The sequence below is a fragment of the Pseudomonas sp. MWU12-2020 genome, from assembly GCF_023100605.1.
Taxonomy (GTDB): domain Bacteria; phylum Pseudomonadota; class Gammaproteobacteria; order Pseudomonadales; family Pseudomonadaceae; genus Aquipseudomonas; species Aquipseudomonas fluorescens_H.
Genome location: NZ_JALMEX010000008.1, coordinates 26,956 through 41,214, shown reverse-complemented (window position 1 = coordinate 41,214; position 14,259 = coordinate 26,956). Strand labels below are relative to the sequence as shown.

At 59.7% G+C, this 14,259-nt stretch carries 14 protein-coding genes and 4 tRNA genes; 13 read left to right on the top strand and 5 right to left on the bottom strand.

Annotated elements, in window-relative coordinates; genetic code table 11:
- The 4 genes from M0814_RS18730 to M0814_RS18715 all read left to right on the top strand — a co-directional run bounded on the left by M0814_RS18730 (window position 1) and on the right by M0814_RS18715 (window position 4,781).
- On the top strand, window positions 1-1,188 hold the full coding sequence (locus tag M0814_RS18730) for an MFS transporter (protein ID WP_103486111.1): 1,188 nt from the start codon (window positions 1-3) through the stop codon (window positions 1,186-1,188).
- A 52-nt stretch (window positions 1,189-1,240) separates the two neighbouring features.
- On the top strand, window positions 1,241-1,552 hold the full coding sequence (locus M0814_RS18725) for a cupin domain-containing protein (protein ID WP_103486110.1): 312 nt from the start codon (window positions 1,241-1,243) through the stop codon (window positions 1,550-1,552).
- Between the two features lie 105 nt (window positions 1,553-1,657).
- Window positions 1,658-2,809 carry a TDT family transporter gene (locus M0814_RS18720; RefSeq protein ID WP_103486109.1) on the top strand — a complete coding sequence of 384 codons (1,152 nt, stop codon included), beginning with the start codon at window positions 1,658-1,660 and terminating at the stop codon, window positions 2,807-2,809.
- A gap of 97 nt (window positions 2,810-2,906) precedes the next feature.
- A complete protein-coding gene (locus M0814_RS18715; protein WP_103486108.1) occupies window positions 2,907-4,781 on the top strand; it encodes an MFS transporter in 1,875 nt (624 codons plus the stop codon).
- A gap of 123 nt (window positions 4,782-4,904) precedes the next feature.
- Here the strand turns inward: M0814_RS18715 and sugE are convergent, their stop codons facing one another.
- From sugE to rdgC, 3 genes are all read right to left on the bottom strand, one after another.
- Window positions 4,905-5,219 (bottom strand): quaternary ammonium compound efflux SMR transporter SugE, encoded by a 315-nt coding sequence (gene sugE, locus M0814_RS18710; protein ID WP_003223093.1) that lies wholly within the window; start codon window positions 5,217-5,219, stop codon window positions 4,905-4,907.
- Window positions 5,220-5,338: 119 nt separating this feature from the next.
- Window positions 5,339-6,304, bottom strand: coding sequence for a bile acid:sodium symporter family protein (locus tag M0814_RS18705; protein ID WP_103486107.1), 966 nt, complete (start codon window positions 6,302-6,304; stop codon window positions 5,339-5,341).
- A gap of 146 nt (window positions 6,305-6,450) precedes the next feature.
- Window positions 6,451-7,371, bottom strand: coding sequence for a recombination-associated protein RdgC (gene rdgC, locus M0814_RS18700; RefSeq protein WP_003223096.1), 921 nt, complete (start codon window positions 7,369-7,371; stop codon window positions 6,451-6,453).
- Between the two features lie 159 nt (window positions 7,372-7,530).
- On the opposite strand from rdgC, the gene M0814_RS18695 reads away from it, so the two are divergent.
- From M0814_RS18695 to M0814_RS18680, 4 genes are all read left to right on the top strand, one after another.
- Window positions 7,531-7,606, top strand: a tRNA-Val gene (locus M0814_RS18695).
- Between the two features lie 19 nt (window positions 7,607-7,625).
- Window positions 7,626-7,702, top strand: a tRNA-Asp gene (locus M0814_RS18690).
- A gap of 198 nt (window positions 7,703-7,900) precedes the next feature.
- Window positions 7,901-7,976 (top strand) — tRNA-Val (locus M0814_RS18685).
- A gap of 19 nt (window positions 7,977-7,995) precedes the next feature.
- Window positions 7,996-8,072 (top strand) — tRNA-Asp (locus M0814_RS18680).
- 137 nt (window positions 8,073-8,209) lie between these two features.
- On the opposite strand, the gene M0814_RS18675 is transcribed toward M0814_RS18680, so the two are convergent.
- Both M0814_RS18675 and M0814_RS18670 read right to left on the bottom strand, forming a co-directional pair.
- The gene (locus M0814_RS18675; protein ID WP_177434743.1) at window positions 8,210-9,346 is read right to left on the bottom strand and encodes a catalase family protein; all 1,137 of its coding nucleotides are present in this window, start codon (window positions 9,344-9,346) and stop codon (window positions 8,210-8,212) included.
- Window positions 9,347-9,372: 26 nt separating this feature from the next.
- Window positions 9,373-11,181 (bottom strand): di-heme-cytochrome C peroxidase, encoded by a 1,809-nt coding sequence (locus M0814_RS18670; protein WP_103483770.1) that lies wholly within the window; start codon window positions 11,179-11,181, stop codon window positions 9,373-9,375.
- A 270-nt stretch (window positions 11,182-11,451) separates the two neighbouring features.
- Here M0814_RS18670 and M0814_RS18665 point away from each other — a divergent pair, with 270 nt between their 5' ends.
- The 5 genes from M0814_RS18665 (at window position 11,452) to M0814_RS18645 (ending at window position 14,151) form a co-directional block, all read left to right on the top strand.
- Entirely contained in the window at window positions 11,452-12,171 is a 720-nt protein-coding gene (locus tag M0814_RS18665) for an FKBP-type peptidyl-prolyl cis-trans isomerase (RefSeq protein WP_003223103.1), read from the top strand.
- 300 nt (window positions 12,172-12,471) lie between these two features.
- A complete protein-coding gene (locus tag M0814_RS18660; protein ID WP_025111971.1) occupies window positions 12,472-12,927 on the top strand; it encodes a YkvA family protein in 456 nt (151 codons plus the stop codon).
- Window positions 12,928-13,039: 112 nt separating this feature from the next.
- Window positions 13,040-13,384, top strand: a complete 345-nt coding sequence (locus M0814_RS18655; protein ID WP_103483771.1) for a helix-turn-helix transcriptional regulator — start codon at window positions 13,040-13,042, stop codon at window positions 13,382-13,384.
- Complete coding sequence (locus M0814_RS18650; RefSeq protein ID WP_003223109.1) at window positions 13,381-13,752, top strand: hypothetical protein; 372 nt, start codon at window positions 13,381-13,383, stop codon at window positions 13,750-13,752. Before M0814_RS18655 ends, M0814_RS18650 begins: the two co-directional genes overlap by 4 nt.
- Complete coding sequence (locus tag M0814_RS18645; protein ID WP_103483772.1) at window positions 13,753-14,151, top strand: sel1 repeat family protein; 399 nt, start codon at window positions 13,753-13,755, stop codon at window positions 14,149-14,151. It begins immediately after the preceding gene.
- The last annotated feature ends 108 nt before the right edge of the window (window positions 14,152-14,259 follow it).

The following is a 14,259-nucleotide window of genomic DNA, read 5'->3' as shown; positions in this document are numbered from 1 at the left end:
ATGACCAGCCTTGCTTCCAACCGTGGCAGCCTGATTTTTCTGGCGATCACCTTGTTGAGTTTTCTCGCCGCCTCCACGGCGCCGACGCCGCTGTATCACCTGTATCAGGATCAGCTGCACTTTTCGGCAGCGGTGCTGACCCTGATTTTCGGCGTGTATGCCTTAAGCCTGCTGGCGGCGCTGCTGACGGTCGGTTCGTTGTCCGATCATCTGGGGCGCAAACCGGTGATTTTCACCGCGGTGCTGCTCAATGCCCTGGCGATGCTGCTGTTCATCCACGCCGACAGCGTCGCATGGCTGATCAGCGCCCGCGTGCTGCAAGGTTTTGCCACCGGCATGGCCACCGCTGTTCTGAGCGCGACGCTGCTCGACACCGACCGCCAGCAGGGGCCGTTGATCAACAGCGTCGCACCGTTGCTCGGCATGGCGCTGGGCAGCATGGGCTGTGGCTTGCTGGCCGAGTTCGCTCCGGCGCCGTTGCAACTGACTTACTGGTTGCTGCTGGCACTGTTTGTGTTGCAGGCGGTGTATGTCTGGCGTCTGCCGGAAAGCGTCACCCCGCAAGCCGGGGCCTGGGCGTCACTGCGGCCGACCCTGCATGTGCCGGTTCAGGCGCGTTCGACCTTGTGGCGTGTGCTGCCGCTGAACACCGCAACCTGGGCCCTCGGCGGCTTTTTTGCCTCGCTGGCGCCGTCGCTGGTGCGCACCGCCACCGGTTCGACTTCCAACTTGATCGGCGGTGCTACGGTCTCGGCGCTGACGGTGACGGGCGCGCTGATGATTTTCACGTTGCGCAATCGGCCTGCGACCCGCGCCCTGCAACTGGGCGCCAGTCTGCTGCCGATCGGGGTGCTGCTGATTCTGCTCGGCGTGCACAGCGCCAGTCTTGGGCTGTTTTTCCTCGGCACGCTGGTCGCCGGTTGCGGCTTTGGCTCGGGTTTCCTCGGGGCGGTGCGCAGCCTGGTGCCGTTGGCCCTGCCGCATGAACGGGCCGGTTTGATGTCGGCGTATTACGCGCTGAGTTATCTGGCGTTTTGCTTGCCGGCACTGCTCGCCGGGCACTTGACCCGCACCTACGGCTTGCTCGCGACCACCGACGGTTACGTCGCCGCATTGATCGTGCTGGCCGTCGCCGCGCTCCTGCTCAGCTTGCGTGCGCAAGCGGCCAAGGTTTGCAGCGCTCCATAAGTGTGGCGGTTTCAGTTAGCCTTAAGCGGCCCTTCTTTGCATGGATCGACCGATGAAGATTATCCGCAGCAAGTCGTTCACCGCCGAGCGTGCCTGGGGTGCGCTGGACATCGCCAACATGAACGGCATCACCACGCGCCTGCACTGGACCGATCAGCCGTACAAATGGCACGTCAACGAGGGTGAGGAAGTGTTCGTGGTGCTCGATGGTCAGGTGCAGATGCGCTATCGCGAACAGGGCGAAGAAAAGCAGGTGCTGCTTGAGGTCGGGGATATCTTCTACGCCTCGGTCGGCACCGAGCACGTGGCGCATCCGCAGGGAGTGGCACGGATTCTGGTGATTGAAAGCGAAGGCAGTGTCTAGGCGCTTATCTGTAAAGTAGATAACAGATAGAGAAATTACCCGTTATATAGATATTCGATTCGGTTCTACCATGGACTCAACCTCACCTGAGGACAGGAGTTCATGATGACTTGCCCCAACATAGCCAAACCCGGCATCAAGCCGTTCAGCCAGCTTCAGCATCCGCGTGAAGTGATCCGTCAATTCACCCCGAACTGGTTCGCCGCGACCATGGGCACCGGTGTGCTGGCCCTGGCCCTGGCGCAACTGCCGGTGGCGATCCCCGGGTTGCACGCGGTGGCCGAAGGTTTGTGGCTGTTCAACATTCTGTTGTTCACCCTGTTTACCTTCGCCTATGCCGCGCGCTGGGTTCTCTTCTTCGATGAAGCGCGGCGGATCTTCGGCCATTCCACCGTTTCGATGTTCTTCGGCACCATCCCCATGGGCCTGGCGACGATTATCAACGGCTTTCTGCTGTTCGGCCTGCCACGCTGGGGCGAAGGCGTGATTCATTTGGCCGAAGTGCTGTGGTGGCTCGACGTGGCGATGTCGCTGGCCTGCGGTGTGTTGATCCCCTACATGATGTTTACCCGCCAGGAACACAGCATCGATCAGATGACCGCCGTCTGGCTGTTGCCGGTAGTGGCGGCGGAAGTGGCGGCGGCCAGCGGCGGCTTGCTCGCGCCGCACCTGGCCGATGCCCACGCGCAACTGGTGGTGCTGACGACAAGCTACGTGCTCTGGGCATTTTCCCTACCCGTGGCGTTTAGCATTCTGACCATCCTGTTGCTGCGCATGGCGCTGCACAAACTGCCCCACGAAAACATGGCCGCCTCGAGCTGGCTGGCCCTCGGTCCGATCGGCACCGGCGCGTTGGGCATGCTGCTGCTGGGCGCTGATGCACCGGCGATCTTCGCCGCCAATGGCCTGCCGGGCATCGGTGAAATCGCTGCGGGCCTGGGGCTGGTCGCCGGGATCACCCTGTGGGGGTTCGGTTTGTGGTGGATGTTGATGGCGCTGCTGATCACCGGGCGTTACCTGCGCGACGGTATCCCGTTCAACCTCGGCTGGTGGGGTTTCACCTTCCCGCTGGGCGTGTATTCGCTGGCGACCCTCAAGCTCGCCAGCACGCTGAACCTCGGTTTTTTCAGCGTGGTGGGCAGTGTGCTGGTGATCCTGCTGGCGGTGATGTGGCTGATCGTCGGTAAACGCACCGTGCAAGGCGCGTGGCGCGGTGAGCTGTTTGTCTCACCTTGTATTGCAGGGTTGAAGAAATAACCTGAAAAGTTTAGGTAATGTGTGGCCTGGATCGCCGATCGAGATTCCAATAAGCAGATCCAGGCCATTCTCTACCGACCTCAGGGAAACACGGAAGATGAGTCACCCCTCACAGTTCAACCTGCTTCGCACCCGGCGCTTTCTGCCGTTTTTCATCACGCAGTCGCTGGGCGCGTTCAACGACAACGTGTTCAAGCAGTCGCTGATCCTCGCCATTCTGTATCGGCTGACCATCGAAGGTGACCGTTCGATCTGGGTCAACCTGTGTGCGCTGCTGTTTATCCTGCCGTTCTTCCTGTTCTCGGCGCTGGCCGGGCAGTTCGGGGAAAAATTCGCCAAGGACGCGCTGATCCGTCTGATCAAACTCGCGGAAATCGCGATCATGGCCGTAGGATCGATCGGTTTTCTCTTCGATCACCTGTCGCTGATGCTGGTGGCGCTGTTTGCCATGGGCACGCATTCGGCGCTGTTCGGGCCGGTGAAGTATTCGATTTTGCCGCAGGCGTTGCGCGAGGATGAACTGGTCGGCGGCAACGGACTGGTGGAGATGGGCACGTTCCTGGCGATCCTTGCCGGGACCATCGGCGCTGGCGTCATCATGTCTTCGACCCATTACGCGCCACTGGTGTCGACCGCGATTGTCGGCATTGCGGTGCTCGGGTATCTCGCCAGTCGCGGCATTCCTCGCGCCGCCGCGGCGTCGCCGGAAATGCGCCTGAACTGGAACATTTTCAGCCAGTCCTGGGCCACGCTGAAACTCGGTCTGGGCCAGACGCCCGCGGTGTCGCGCTCGATTGTCGGCAACTCGTGGTTCTGGTTTGTCGGGGCGATTTATCTGACGCAGATCCCGGCCTACGCCAAGGAGTGGATGCACGGCGACGAAACCGTGGTAACGCTGATTCTCACCGTGTTCTCGGTGGGGATTGCGCTGGGTTCGATGCTCTGCGAGAAGCTTTCCGGGCGCAAGGTCGAGATCGGACTGGTGCCGTTCGGTTCGTTCGGTCTGACCGTGTTTGGCCTGCTGCTGTGGTGGCATTCCGGTGGAATCCCGGAGAGCGTCACCGGCCATAGCTGGACCCAAGTCTTGGGCTTTGCCCATACCTGGGCGGTGCTGGTCGACATTCTCGGCCTCGGTATTTTTGGCGGCTTCTATATCGTGCCGCTGTACGCGCTGATCCAGTCGCGCACCGCCGAGAACGAGCGGGCGCGGGTGATCGCGGCCAACAACATTCTCAACGCGCTGTTCATGGTGGTGTCGGCGATCGTTTCGATCGTGTTGCTGAGCGTGGTCAAACTGTCGATTCCACAGCTGTTTTTGGTGGTGTCGCTGCTGAACATCGGCGTCAACGCCTACATCTTCAAGATCGTCCCCGAGTTCAGCATGCGTTTCATGATCTGGCTGCTCAGCCATTCCATGTACCGCGTCGAACACCGTAACCTCGAAGCGATTCCGGACGAGGGCGCGGCATTGCTGGTGTGCAACCACGTGTCGTTCGTCGATGCCTTGCTGATTGGCGGCGCGGTGCGTCGGCCGATTCGCTTTGTCATGTACTACAAAATCTACAACCTGCCGGTGCTGAACTTTATCTTCCGCACGGCGGGGACGATTCCGATTGCCGGACGCAACGAAGACATCCAGATCTACGAAAAAGCCTTCACCCGGATTGCCGAGTATCTGAAGGACGGTGAGCTGGTGTGTATCTTCCCGGAAGGCAAGTTGACCACCGATGGCGAGATCAACGAGTTCAAGGGCGGGCTGACGCGGATTCTCGAAGAAACCCCGGTGCCGGTAATTCCGCTGGCGCTGCAGGGATTGTGGGGGAGTTTCTTCAGTCGCGATCCGAACAAGGGCTTGTTCAAGCGGTTGTGGTCGCGGGTGACGTTGGTGGCGGGTTCGGCGGTGGCGGTGGAAGCGGCGCAGCCGGCGAAATTGCAGGGATTGGTGGGGGCGTTGCGCGGGGCTGTCAGATAGTTGTTGCCTGAATTGGCCCCATCGCTGGCAAGCCAGCTCCCACAGGTTTTCTGGATTTACACAAGATTTGTGTTCACCGGAGATCCCTGTGGGAGCGGGCTTGCTCGCGAAAGCGGCAGTGGCCTAAGCGCTGACCTTGAGGCCGATCAAACCGGTGATGATCAACGCCACGCTGGCCAGCCGAATCAACGCCATCGACTCGCCAAACAGAATGATCCCGGCAATCACCGTGCCTACGGCACCGACCCCGGTCCAGATCGCATAAGCCGTACCCAGTGGTAATTCCTTCATTGCCAGGCCCAACAGGCCGAGGCTGATTGCCATCGCTGCGACGGTCAGTACGGTGGGGAGCGGGCGGGTGAAACCGTCGGTGTATTTCAGGCCGACGGCCCAGCCGACTTCGAACAGGCCGGCGAAAAACAGAATGATCCAGGACATGAAAGACCTCCATCGATTGACGGGGCCGTCCCCAGATTGATAACTCGATCGAGCCGCAGGGTCGTCCCCGCGTAGCGCAATAGTCTGCCGAGCATTAATCCGGGGATCAAGCTTCCCGGTCAGTCGGTCGGCTGCTGCGCCAGCGCCTCACGGTCTTCCTTCTCGCTCATGCGCCGGAAGTAGGTCGAGAGCAACGCCCCGGAAATGTTGTGCCAGACGCTGAACAACGCGCTCGGCACCGCCGCCAGCGGCGAGAAGTGCGCACTGGCCAATGCCGCGCCCAACCCCGAATTCTGCATGCCGACTTCCAGCGCCAGCGACTTGCGCTGCGCCAGTGGCAACTTGAACAGGCGCCCGGTGAAGTAGCCCAGCAAGTAGCCGAAGCTGTTATGCAGCATCACCACCGCCATGATCAGCAGCCCGGATTCGGCAATCTTCGCCTGACTGGCGGCCACCACGGCGGTGACGATGATGACGATGCTGACCACCGACACCAGAGGCAACACGTCCACCGCGTGCCGCACTCTATCGCCGAGCAAACGTTGCGCGACCACGCCGAGCACGATCGGCAGCAGCACCACTTGCAGGATCGACCAGAACAATTCCATGAACGACACCGGCAACCACGCCGAAGCCAGCAGCCAGATCAGCGCCGGGGTCAGCAGCGGGGCGAGGAGGGTAGTAACAGCGGCAATCGCCACCGACAGCGCCAGGTCGCCCCGGGCCAGCCAGGTCATCACGTTCGAAGAGGTGCCACTTGGGCAGCAGCCGACCAGAATCACCCCGACGGCGATTTCCGGTGGCAGATGGAAGATCTGGCAGAGCAACCACGCCACACCGGGCATGATCACGAAATGTGCGACCACGCCCAAAGCCACGCGCCACGGATGGCGGGCGACGGCGGCGAAGTCATCGAGTTTGAGGGTCAGGCCCATGCCGAACATCACCAGCCCCAGCAGCGGCACGATTGCGCCTTTGAGGCCGAGGAACCACGCCGGTTGCAGGAACGCGATCACCGCGAAAATCAGAACCCAGTAAGCGAAGGTATTGCCGACAAAGCGACTCAGTGCAGCCAGTGCGCGCATGGCCTGTTCCTTGTTATTAGTTACACCACAAAGCCAATTGTGGGAGCGGGCTTGCTCGCGAAAGCGGCGGGTCAGCCAAGTTAATGTTGAATGACACACCGCTTTCGCGAGCAAGCCCGCTCCCACATTGGGGTTTCACGAGGGTTTTAGATCCCCTGCGGCGTCTCTTCACCGCCCAACGCTTCCACCAGCGCCGGCAGGAAGTCGCCGAAGGTCAGCATCATCAGGGTGAAGCTGGCGTCCAGTTGGCCCAGGGCCTCGTCGCCACCGTCCTGTTCCGCCTGATCTTGCAGCAGGTCTTCGAACTTCAGGCGTTTGACGGTCATCTTGTCATCGAGCATGAACGACAACTTGTCCTGCCAGGCCAGCGACAACTGAGTCACGACTTTGCCGGTGCTCAGGTGCAACTGGATTTCTTCGCTGGTCAGGTCCTGACGCTTGCAACGCACGATGCCGCCGTCTTCGTGGGTGTCGCGCAGCTCGCACTCGTCCAGAACGAAGAAGTCCGGGGCCGCTTGCTGGGTGGTGACCCACTCGGTCATCACGGCGGTCGGCGCGGTTTTCACGGTCAGCGGACGGACGGGCAGGGTGCCGAGCACTTCACGCATGGTGGAGAGCAGGTCTTCGGCGCGTTTCGGGCTGGCCGAGTTGACCAGGATCAGGCCCTGTTTCGGCGCGATGGCGGCGAAGGTCGACGAGCGACGGATAAAGGCGCGCGGCAGGAACGCCTGGATGATTTCATCCTTGATCTGATCGCGTTCCTTCTTATAGACCTTGCGCATCTGCTCGGCTTCGATCTCTTCGACCTTTTCCTTGACCGCGTCGCGCACGACGCTGCCCGGCAGAATGCGTTCTTCTTTACGCGCAGCGATCAGCAGGAAGTCACCGCTGACGTGTACCAGTGGAGCATCTTCGCCTTTGCCGAATGGCGCGACGAAACCGTAGGTGGTCAACTCCTGGCTTGCACATGGACGCGCCAGTTTGGTGGCCAGTGCAGTTTCCAGCGCCTCGGCATCGACAGGCAGGTCTTGGGTCAGGCGATAGATAAGCAGGTTTTTGAACCACATGGGGTGAGTCTCTCCTTTATACAAAGGGGGGCATTATTGTCTTCGCCGGGTCATAGGCCAACCCTTCTCTAAGCCTTTGGAAGGCCTGAGAAAATTAATTAAAAAAGTGCTTGCCAGAGGTTGGGTCGCTCCGTAGAATGCGCGCCACACCGAAGCGAAGGGTGATTAGCTCAGCTGGGAGAGCGTCTGCCTTACAAGCAGAATGTCGGCGGTTCGATCCCGTCATCACCCACCATTCGTTTCAAGTGTTTAGCGCAGCGGTAGTTCAGTCGGTTAGAATACCGGCCTGTCACGCCGGGGGTCGCGGGTTCGAGTCCCGTCCGCTGCGCCATATTCGGTAACCTGGACCACTGAACGCCAGGTCACCACGGAAAAACCCGCTGAAGCGGGTTTTTTTCTGTCTCACGTTTGTACCTTGTTCCATCGGGTTGTGTCGTTTCACCGGTTTTCGGATTTTTTTGAAAAAAACTTCAATTAAATCAACACTTTACGAAAACTTGTGGCATAATGCACCCCGTAACGAAGCGAAGGGTGATTAGCTCAGCTGGGAGAGCGTCTGCCTTACAAGCAGAATGTCGGCGGTTCGATCCCGTCATCACCCACCATTCGTTTCAAGCGTTTCGCGCAGCGGTAGTTCAGTCGGTTAGAATACCGGCCTGTCACGCCGGGGGTCGCGGGTTCGAGTCCCGTCCGCTGCGCCATATTCGGTCACCTGGACCCACTGAACGCCAGGTCACCACAGAAAGCCCGCCTAGTGCGGGCTTTTTGCTGTCTGCGATTTGATAATTTCTGCATTGCCGCTGTGGTGAGGGGATAAATCCCCTCACCACAGGTACTGTTACTGTTCGGCATTGCGGCTATGCCGATAGTCACTCACCGCCTCATACACCGCTTTGCGCAAGCGGTTGATCCCGCCAATCGGCCGATGCGCCTCAATACCAAACCATGGGTTGAACGACAGGTTGTCGCATTCTAGATTCAGTGCCGGAGTGTCGAAGTCCTGTGCAGGCAGGGTAATCCGCGCCACGCTTTCAAACGGTGAATCCTGCTCGCGCCATTCGATGCTGGTGTCCTCGATCGGCATGTACCTGTTCGCATCCTGGCGCTGAATCTGCAGCACGAAACACGCCGGCACCCGATCCGTCGACAATTGCTGATTCAAGGCACTGCGCAGGAAGTTCGGCAGGTCATGGTTTTGCGGGGGCAGGGCATACGCCGGGCAATTATCAGGATCCGGTGCTACCCGAAACTTCGCATTGGCCTCACCGAATTTGTAGGGGGATACCGAAAAGTAAGTCGTCCCTGTCGGGCTGTCCGGTGGCGGCGACAGTGTTGCCAGGGCGATGAACAAGTGGCGGATCTGCCAGGTGCGCGGATCCCAGCCGGGGAAAAATGCCATGATCTTTTTGCCATCAGCCTGAGCCGCTACATTCTGACGATACTCGGCGACATCGCTGACAAAGAAATTCGCATGGCTGAACATCACAAAGTCTTGTTCGTGGCGCTCCTGACGGTCGCCTAGCAGCTGTTTCCCGGGAACATCGAGCAGTTTGATCGCCATGCCCCGGGCGTCGCGGATGCTGTCGAACTGTGGATAGGCGTTGCCATTGGACAGGCGAATCATCGCCTGCCAGGTTTTACCCGGCTCGCTGAATACGCCTTGGCGCAACGCTGGCGCCAGTTCCTGCAGCACCGTCACTTCGGCCTTCACGCAACCGTGGGCCTTGGCATGCGCGTCGCGCAGGTAGCGAGTGCCTTCGCGGTGTTGATCGACGATGCGCACCGCCGTCTGGATCACATCCTGGGTCATCGCCGCTTCACCGGCGGTAATCTGTTCTTGCGCCGACACCGGGCCGCGGTGTTGCCAGGCGAACCATGCGCTCGCGATGGCCCAGCCCAGCAGGCCGATAATCAGCAATGCCAGCAGGGTTTTGCCGAGCAGGCGTCCCAGCCACAACCAGAGGCGGGCGAGCATGGACGGTCTTTTGTACGAATTGATCATCATGGCAATTGAGCCTCCAACGGTCCGCCCAGTACTTTCAGGTACTCCAGCAATGCCCAGCGTTCCTGCGGTTGCAGCAGTCGGCCGATGACGCCATTGCCACGCTCGCCGGCGCGGAATTCATGACCGCTGTTGTGGTTGCCGCTAATCCGGGTGTCGAACAGAAAGCCGTTGGTAAAGGCCTCGGTGCGATACCCCAAGTGGCGCGGGTCGTACTCGAGAGTGCCTTTATAGAAGGTGGTGGCGCGTTCATCCTGGGGCGACAGCAGTTGATAAAGACTCGGTACCGAACCGTTGTGCAGAAATGGCGCGGTGGCCCAAACCCCGGCCAACGGTCTGGCCTTGTAAGCGACTTTTTCGCGCACGCCGATCGGCAAACCGAAGCCATCAAGTTGTGGCTTTTCCTGAGGGCTGACACCGGCCTCGCGATAAGCGCGGTTTTCGACGAATGCGGTGACGTAAGCCAGGCCCTTGGCCACCGATAGCTGGCTCAAATCCAATGGCTCTTTGGGCGTTGGATGCAGCTTCACATCCATCTGCTCAAGCTCCTTCAGATCCCATTGCAGCGGCGTCAGGTCGAAACGGTGGTTGGCAATGTTGGTCGCTGCATTCGGATCGGTGCCGATCACCTCCACCGGCAGCATGTGCAAATGCTGCACCCAGCGTTCGCCCTCCTGAGTCTTGCGTGGCACGTGGCAACCGGCGCAGTTCTCGGTAAACAGCGCGCGGCCCCTGGCGGCCAGTGGCTTGTCCACCGCACCCAAGACATCTTCCGGCCAGGCGGGTGGTTGCAGGTGTTGCAGGGTTTCTTCGATTTTGTGCAGGTCACGCACGCGGACACTGGAGGCGTAACGGGCATCGCCCTGCAGCGGCTGGCCATTGCTGTCGAAGAAATTCAACGTGGCGCCGACACCCAGTGCCTCCCCGATATTGCGCGCCATCGGTTGCTGTGCCGAGCCGTTCCATTGCACCCAGTCGAACGTCCACATGTCCCACAGTTGCGGGTAGTCCACCGGGGCGTTGGCCACCCGGTAGTTGGTGGGGGAGATCGCGTCGCCGAAGGTGGCGTTGGCGATGCGGCCGAACGCATCGGTGCGTCCCGGGCCTTCTTCGGTGGGGTAGAGGCCTCGGTGAGTGTCGTTCCAGGCGACTTTCAGGAACGTGTTCAGAGACGCCTTGAAGTCTTTGCGCAGTTGCTCGTGGCGCGCCTCATAGTCATTGCCCAGCACATTGCGGGCGAAACGCTCGAATTTCCATGGGTTGTAGTAAGTCGAGGTCAGACTGGCGACCAATGCCTGTCCGAAACTGCCGCCGCGCAATGTCGGAACGCTGGAAGGCAAGACATGCTGCGCCGAACCGCCGTCAATTCGCACGGCCTGGTCCTTGAAGCGTAATTCGCCGGTGTGGCAAGCGGCGCAGGTGATATCGAGATATTGCTCGTTACCGCCGGGATTTCGATGGCGGGCGAAACCGACCGGCAGATTGCCAGGGTTGTTCGGTGTGGCTTTCTGTTGCGGGTCAACCAGAAAGCCGAAGCGTGCGAGGTATTCCGGGGACGCGAAACGCTGCTGCGAGAAGGGCAATTCCAGCGCCTCGAACCATTCATAACGCAGGCCTTTGACCTGTGTGCCCTGCGGGGTGAAGTAGTAGGTCTGGCGTTCTTCTTCACTCCACTGGTTCAGGTAATGCACCTTTTGGACGGGGGAGTAGAACGGTAATTTCGGGTTGGCGACGTAGTACAAAACCACCGCCAGGCCCAGGCCCAGCAGCACGATGATCAGGGTCAGCACACGGTAGAAGAGGCGCAAGATAAACATCCTTGTCGAGTTGTTGCGCTGTTATGCCTCAGCTGCTGCGGGTGCGGCAAGTGGCCATTACGCCAACTGTCGTAGGAAGTCTCATAAGTCTTTGTCGGGCCAAGATGACAGAAGCTTCATCGTCCCTTTTCCCGAATGCGTTTTAATCCCTGAACTTATCGGACGTTTCCTGCTCTCATGCCGGTAGCCATTGGTCGTGGCGGCCTGATAAGCTCGCGGCTTTACTCGATTGCCCTTTCGGCGCATGAACAAGGAAATAGCATGAAACAGCATCGGTTGGCGGCGGCGGTAGCCCTGGTTAGCCTGGTCCTCGCGGGTTGTGATTCGCAGACCAGCGTAGAGCTGAAAACCCCGGCGCAAAAAGCTTCCTACGGTATCGGCCTGAACATGGGCAAGAGCCTTGCTCAGGAAGGCATGGATGATCTGGACTCCAAAGCGGTAGCCCAGGGCATCGAAGATGCCGTCGGCAAGAAAGAACAGAAGCTGAAAGACGAAGAACTGGTCGAAGCCTTTGCCGCGCTGCAGAAGCGTGCTGAAGAGCGCATGGCCAAGATGAGCGAAGAGTCGGCAGCTGCCGGCAAGAAATTCCTCGAAGAAAACGGCAAGAAGGCCGGCGTGACCACTACTGCATCCGGTCTGCAGTACGAAGTGATCAAGAAAGCCGACGGCCCACAGCCTAAGCCTACCGACGTAGTGACCGTTCACTACACCGGCAAGCTGACCAACGGCACCGTGTTCGACAGCTCCGTTGAACGTGGCAGCCCGATCGATCTGCCTGTCAGCGGCGTGATCCCGGGTTGGGTTGAAGGTCTGCAACTGATGCACGTTGGTGAGAAGTACAAGCTGTACATCCCTAGCGATCTGGCTTACGGCGCGCAATCGCCAAGCCCGGCGATCCCGGCCAACTCGGTCCTGGTCTTTGACCTGGAACTGCTGGCCATCAAGGATCCAGCCAAAGAAGACGCCGCTGCTGCCAAGTAACAGGCATCGTTAACGGCTTCGCCAACAACGCCTCGCTTATGCGGGGCGTTGTTGCATCTGGACGAAGCTGGCGGTAAACAGAGCGAACGGATGGCGCTCGCAGCAGTCCTAGAGATTGAGGCCGCCAGCGCTAGACGCCCTGAGCTGCCAAGTCAATGAAATATTGGGGTTTTTTATGTGAGTAAAAAACGCCCGATCTGAGCGCGGCCCTTATAAAACGGGGCTTTCAGCGCTGAAATGCAGCTCTGTTCACAAGGTTATCCACAATTTGTGTGGATAACATTTCAACGGGAGAAATAGATGAAAGCGCCGTGGAATTTCGCCCGATTTCTGCCCCTGGCCGGTCGATTGCTGGCGCGTGGGCGTCTGCCGACTCTGTTGTTCGCGGTGGCGAGCAAAGGTGCCGCGCAAGGCAATCGTCTTGGCAAACTCAAGGATGATCTGCGTCTGCTCCAGGCACTGTGCCTGGCCTACTGGCGTGGCGAGTATCGGGCCATCAGCCCGAAAGCCATGGTTTCGGTGGTAGCAGGGCTGATGTACTTCCTCAGTCCGGTGGATGCGATCCCGGATTTCATCCCGGTGTTCGGCATGCTCGATGACATCGCGGTTCTGGCTTGGGTGATGAAAACTCTCGACGACGAGCTCAATGCTTTCCGGCTCTGGCGCAACCGGCAGCAGCCGGAAAAGCTCGCGGTGGTCGAGCGCCTGCCTGATACCCCCGAGCAACTTCAGCTGCAGGGCCCGAAAAAGCCCTGATTCACTTCGCCCGGATACAGATAGATACCCCCCGCGACCTTGGCCGCTGTTAGGATTACACTTCTAGGGAAAAGTGCCGACTCGCTAAGTGTTGTTGTCCTACGGGGTAGTCATGGATATTCAGATAATTGCACGCGATGGCGAACCCGAATATGCGGTTCTGCCATGGGTTCAGTATCAGGCTCTACTGAAAGCAGCAGGCATCAACGAAACACCGCAGCAGCAGCAGGCGCCAGCGCCGGCCGCTGCAACGCCGGACCCGATTCTTCCAGGTCTGGATCAACTACGCAGTTTGCGCGAAGGGAAGGGCATCGCCATCGAGGCGCTGGCCCGCACGGTAGGCATCAGCCCGTCTTATCTGGCCATGATCGAAAGCGGCGAGCGTCAACCTGACGCCGCGATTCGTCGCAGCCTGGCCTGGGAATTGACGGTGCCGGGTTGGAGGGATGAATCGTGAGCGTACGCATCAGTCGTCAACATTGGGACGGATTGCTCGGGGAGCTGGATCAGGCGCGCAGGCAGCGCCATCTGTTGACCTATCGAGCCTTGCTCGAACGTTTGCAACTGCCGACGCCGGCGATGCAGACGCTGACCGCGGCACTTGAGCATCTGGCTGCACTGGACGCCAAGGCCGAGCAGCCATTGCGCAGCTCGCTGGTGATCAGCCAGGGTGCCAGCCGTTTGCCACGTACCGGTTTTTTTGAATGCGTCGAGCGTCTGGGGCGCTTTTCCGGGCCCTCCGATGGCGTCGCGGCTGCTTCCTGGCATGCATCGGAAGTGGTCAGGGTTTTCGAATACGAGTACCCGGAATCGGCGGAGGCCTGAGTGTTCTTACGACTCAAGGCGTCGGCCAGTTACTGGTTGGCCCGTAGGCTGTTTCACTGGTCGTGGTTCGTCCGCCAGCCCAGAGGCTGGCGCTGGCTCGAAGGGCAGTTTGCGCGCATGGCCAATCTTGGCGATGTTGGCGCGCAAAGCTTTTATGGGCACATTCTGACGTTTCGCGGGGTTGGCCTGGGTGCCCGCGAAGAGGGTGTGCGGCTATTGCGTCTGGCGGCACTCGCCGGCGATGGCAAAGCGGCCTATCAGGTCGGCGTGATCTGCCTTGCAGGCACCCCGAGCAAGGGGCCGGATCCAGCAGAGGCTGCGCGCTGGTGGACTTTGGCCGCCAAGGCCGGCCACCCTTTGGCCGAACTCAAACTCAAAGAATTGAGCGCTCGCGATTAAACCCAGTAAATCCATTTGTGTCGGCCTGATAAACGTGGCGTGAGGGAAACCTCACGCCACGTTTACGTTTATAGCTATACGTTTTGTAGTAACTGTTTTTTACAGATT

Coding starts and splice junctions, on each gene's coding strand:
- M0814_RS18705 (WP_103486107.1), bottom strand. CDS start 6,304: ATGCGCGCACTGGCTGCACTGAGTCGCTTTGTCGGCAATACCTTCGCT.
- M0814_RS18720 (WP_103486109.1), top strand. CDS start 1,658: ATGACTTGCCCCAACATAGCCAAACCCGGCATCAAGCCGTTCAGCCAG.
- M0814_RS18660 (WP_025111971.1), top strand. CDS start 12,472: ATGAAAGCGCCGTGGAATTTCGCCCGATTTCTGCCCCTGGCCGGTCGA.
- M0814_RS18730 (WP_103486111.1), top strand. CDS start 1: ATGACCAGCCTTGCTTCCAACCGTGGCAGCCTGATTTTTCTGGCGATC.
- M0814_RS18675 (WP_177434743.1), bottom strand. CDS start 9,346: ATGCTCGCCCGCCTCTGGTTGTGGCTGGGACGCCTGCTCGGCAAAACC.
- M0814_RS18725 (WP_103486110.1), top strand. CDS start 1,241: ATGAAGATTATCCGCAGCAAGTCGTTCACCGCCGAGCGTGCCTGGGGT.
- M0814_RS18655 (WP_103483771.1), top strand. CDS start 13,040: ATGGATATTCAGATAATTGCACGCGATGGCGAACCCGAATATGCGGTT.
- sugE (WP_003223093.1), bottom strand. CDS start 5,219: ATGTCCTGGATCATTCTGTTTTTCGCCGGCCTGTTCGAAGTCGGCTGG.
- M0814_RS18665 (WP_003223103.1), top strand. CDS start 11,452: ATGAAACAGCATCGGTTGGCGGCGGCGGTAGCCCTGGTTAGCCTGGTC.
- rdgC (WP_003223096.1), bottom strand. CDS start 7,371: ATGTGGTTCAAAAACCTGCTTATCTATCGCCTGACCCAAGACCTGCCT.
- M0814_RS18715 (WP_103486108.1), top strand. CDS start 2,907: ATGAGTCACCCCTCACAGTTCAACCTGCTTCGCACCCGGCGCTTTCTG.